Annotated in this window: 4 protein-coding genes; 1 reads left to right on the top strand and 3 read right to left on the bottom strand. The window is 69.8% G+C overall.

Annotation, left to right across the window (positions count from 1 at the left end):
• Nucleotides 1-189, bottom strand: a 189-nt coding sequence (locus C1I97_RS40820; RefSeq protein WP_146608374.1) for a hypothetical protein, incomplete at its 3' end; no start/stop codon positions are given.
• A 262-nt stretch (nucleotides 190-451) separates the two neighbouring features.
• Between C1I97_RS40820 and gabT the strand changes: the two genes are divergently transcribed.
• Entirely contained in the window at nucleotides 452-1,786 is a 1,335-nt protein-coding gene (gene gabT / locus C1I97_RS33550) for a 4-aminobutyrate--2-oxoglutarate transaminase (RefSeq protein ID WP_111006794.1), read from the top strand.
• Nucleotides 1,787-2,179: 393 nt separating this feature from the next.
• Here the strand turns inward: gabT and C1I97_RS33540 are convergent, their stop codons facing one another.
• Entirely contained in the window at nucleotides 2,180-2,371 is a 192-nt protein-coding gene (locus C1I97_RS33540; protein ID WP_111006793.1) for a hypothetical protein, read from the bottom strand.
• Nucleotides 2,372-2,381: 10 nt separating this feature from the next.
• Nucleotides 2,382-3,233, bottom strand: a complete 852-nt coding sequence (locus C1I97_RS33535) for a helix-turn-helix domain-containing protein (RefSeq protein ID WP_111006792.1) — start codon at nucleotides 3,231-3,233, stop codon at nucleotides 2,382-2,384.
• Nucleotides 3,234-3,456 lie beyond the last annotated feature (223 nt).

The following is a 3,456-nucleotide window of genomic DNA, read 5'->3' as shown; positions in this document are numbered from 1 at the left end:
GTCGGCGACGGCGGAACGCGGGGGCCGCCCCTGCGGGTGGTGCTCGTACGCGCCCGCGTCCGGGGCGCTCGGAGGCCGGGTCGGCCGCGGCGGCGTCGCAGGCGCGTCCCGCGGCACCGCCGGGCGCGGCACCGGGTGCGCATGTTTCGGATGCGTGCCCCGGGCGTCCTGCGTCCCGTCGCTGTCCATCGCCGTTGCCCCCTGACCAGCCGCGCCGTCCACCATCAGCGAGTCAATCTAACGCTCCGGCAGGGCGAGTTCACGGTTCACGCGGCCGGGTCCGGCCACACCGGCGCTCCCGCCCCCGGGCCGCAGCCGCCGCGCCGCTATGTCCACCACGGACAACGCGATCCCCGGACAACGCCCACATGGAGCATGCCCGGCACCCCGCCCCAGCCCTAGCCTGCGAGAAAAGAAGGAAAGCGTCCGTTTCACCCCCCAGGAGCCCCGCATGACCGCACTTCCGCAGGAGCGCCGCGTCGTCACCGCCATCCCCGGCCCGAAGTCGCAGGAGCTGCAGGCCCGCCGTACCGCCGCGGTCGCGCAGGGCGTGGGCTCCACGCTGCCGGTCTTCGTCACGCGCGCCGGCGGCGGCATCATCGAGGACGTCGACGGCAACCGCATCATCGACTTCGCCTCCGGCATCGCGGTGACCAGCGTCGGCGCGTCCGCCGAGGCCGTCGTGCGCCGCGCCTCCGCGCAGCTCGCCGACTTCACCCACACGTGTTTCATGGTCACGCCGTACGAGGGCTACGTCGCCGTCGCCGAGGCGCTGGCCGAGCTCACCCCGGGCGACCACGCCAAGAAGTCGGCCCTGTTCAACAGCGGCGCCGAGGCCGTCGAGAACGCCGTCAAGATCGCCCGCGCGTACACCAAGCGCCAGGCGGTCGTGGTCTTCGACCACGGCTACCACGGCCGTACGAACCTCACCATGGCGCTGACCGCGAAGAACATGCCGTACAAGCACGGCTTCGGTCCCTTCGCCCCCGAGGTGTACCGCGTCCCGGTCGCCTACGCCTACCGCTGGCCGACCGGCCCGGAGAACGCCGGCCCCGAGGCCGCCAAGGCCGCCATCGACCAGATCACCAAGCAGGTCGGCGCCGACAACGTGGCCGCGATCATCATCGAGCCGGTGCTGGGCGAGGGCGGCTTCATCGAGCCGGCCAAGGGCTTCCTGCCGGCGATCCGCCAGTTCGCCGCCGACAACGGCATCGTCTTCGTCGCCGACGAGATCCAGTCCGGTTTCTGCCGCACGGGCCAGTGGTTCGCCTGCGAGGACGAGGACATCGTCCCGGACCTGATCACCACGGCGAAGGGCATCGCGGGCGGCCTGCCGCTGGCCGCGGTGACCGGCCGCGCCGAGATCATGGACGCCGCCCACTCGGGTGGCCTGGGCGGCACCTACGGCGGCAACCCGGTCGCCTGCGCGGGTGCGCTCGGCGCGATCGAGACGATGAAGGAGCTGGACCTCAACGCCAAGGCGAAGAACATCGAGGCGATCATGAAGCCCCGCCTCACCGCCATGGCCGAGAAGTTCGACATCATCGGCGACGTCCGCGGCCGCGGTGCGATGATCGCCATCGAGCTGGTCAAGGACCGTACGACGAAGGAGCCGAACCCGGAGGCGGCCGCGGCGCTCGCCAAGGCCTGCCACGCCGAGGGCCTGCTGGTCCTGACCTGTGGCACCTACGGCAACGTGCTGCGCTTCCTGCCCCCGCTCGTCATCGGCGAGGACCTTCTGGGCGAGGGCCTGGACATCATCGAGCAGGCGTTCGCGCGCATCTGAGCGGTGCGTTCGCACGCCTGACGCAGTCGGCGGCAGAGCCTGTGAAGAAGGTGTGCGGGGTGGATGGCAGGATGCCGTTCCGGCTGTTCTGCGTCCACCCGCTGCCGTAGGTTCTCTTCTCAGATGAGAGAAACACCCGTCCACGGGGAACCGTGGACGACAGGCCGTGGCCTCCCCAGCTTCGACCTGGTCGTGCCTCGCGCACACACCCGGAGCCGGCAGGCTCCGGATCTCCTCACCGATCGGACGGTCGCCCGCCCCACACCCCCCGGGGCGCGCGGCGTTCCGATCCGGACGGCCGACAACAGACGGACCGTTCCCGTAGGGCCGGCGCAGCTCCCCCCCTTGCGCCGGCCCTTCGGCATACGCGGCCCCACCGCGCCACCGCTCCGCTCAGAGCAGGTGGTCGGCCTTCCCCGCCTTGATCTCCAGGATCAGGGAGCGCAGCGCCTGCCGGCTGTCGGTGAGGTAGTGCTCCTCCTGGCCGGCTATGGCGATGTAGGCGTTGCCTCGGAGGTCGGTGCCGAGGCGGAAGCAGGCCGATCCCTCGGCGCAGAACGGTTCTTCCCAGGTGATGTCGTGCACGGGTGTCTCCTCAGAGCTGGCTGGCGATGTCCTGGATGAGGGTGCGGGACTCCTCGATCGACAGAGCGCGGCCCTCCATCCAGTCCAATTGGGCTCGGTACTTGGACAACTGAGCCTCCTGGTACAGGAATTCCGGCCCGTGCGCGCTGTCGATCTGGACCGTGTCGAGTTGTGGCACCGGCCCTTCCAGGTAGACCACGGTCTGTCCTGCCCCGGGAATGGAGCCCGCGTCGAACGGGATGACCCTCAGCACCACATGAGCACGCTCCGCCAGGGCGAGCAGGTGCTCCAACTGCACCCGGGCGACCTTACGGCCACCGAACTGCATACGCAGCGCGGCTTCGTGCAGTATCCCGATGTACTCGGTCGGGTTGTCGCCCTCAAGGACGCGCTGGCGTTCAAGGCGGTGCGCAACGCGCAGAGCGACCTCGTGCTGCGGCAGTGGAGGCAGCGCGGCCTTGAAAATGGCCTGGGCGTGATCGCTGGACTGCAGAAGCCCCGGCATGTGGATCAGGTGCACGCTGCGGATGCGTACCGCATGGTGCTCCAGTTCCGCGATATCGAGCTGGCCGGCCGGGAGGGTGCCCCGATACTTCTCCCACCAACCCCGCTCGGCGGGCTGAGCCATCTCGGCGAGCGCGTCGACGTAGGCTTCGTCGTCGCAGTCACAGTTGCACGCCAGCGTGCGCAGCCGCTCCGGGCTGATGGGCCGCGCCCCCGACTCGATGTTGGAAATCTTGCCCCGGTCCACACCAAGCAGACCAGCGGCGTACTCACCTGTCATACCGGCGGAGGTGCGCATCTTCCGCACCTCCACCCCAAGCCTCTTCTGACGTTCTGTCGGGGACGTTCTCGCGGCCATGCCGTTCCTCCCTGGAAGCCGGATACAGCCTACGCAGCGCGCGAGTTCCCCCAATCATGGGGCAACATAACCCCTTGATGTCCTACAGTCGGTTACGCTCAAGCTACACACCGCAGTCGGCAGCGCATCGCGCAAGCCTGCCCACACGCAAGGAGCCCGCATGCCCGAGCGGCCGTAGGCGAGGAGCGCCAAGCGTTCCGGTGCCGCTGCCGCGGCGCTCCAC

Source organism: Streptomyces sp. NTH33 (genome assembly GCF_003236365.1).
Taxonomy (GTDB): domain Bacteria; phylum Actinomycetota; class Actinomycetes; order Streptomycetales; family Streptomycetaceae; genus Streptomyces.
This window is presented reverse-complemented; position numbering and strand designations above follow the sequence as displayed.

Bases quoted from the DNA above. Each gene is read 5' to 3' on its own strand.
- gabT (WP_111006794.1), top strand. From the start codon at position 452: ATGACCGCACTTCCGCAGGAGCGCCGCGTCGTCACCGCCATCCCCGGC.
- C1I97_RS33535 (WP_111006792.1), bottom strand. From the start codon at position 3,233: ATGGCCGCGAGAACGTCCCCGACAGAACGTCAGAAGAGGCTTGGGGTG.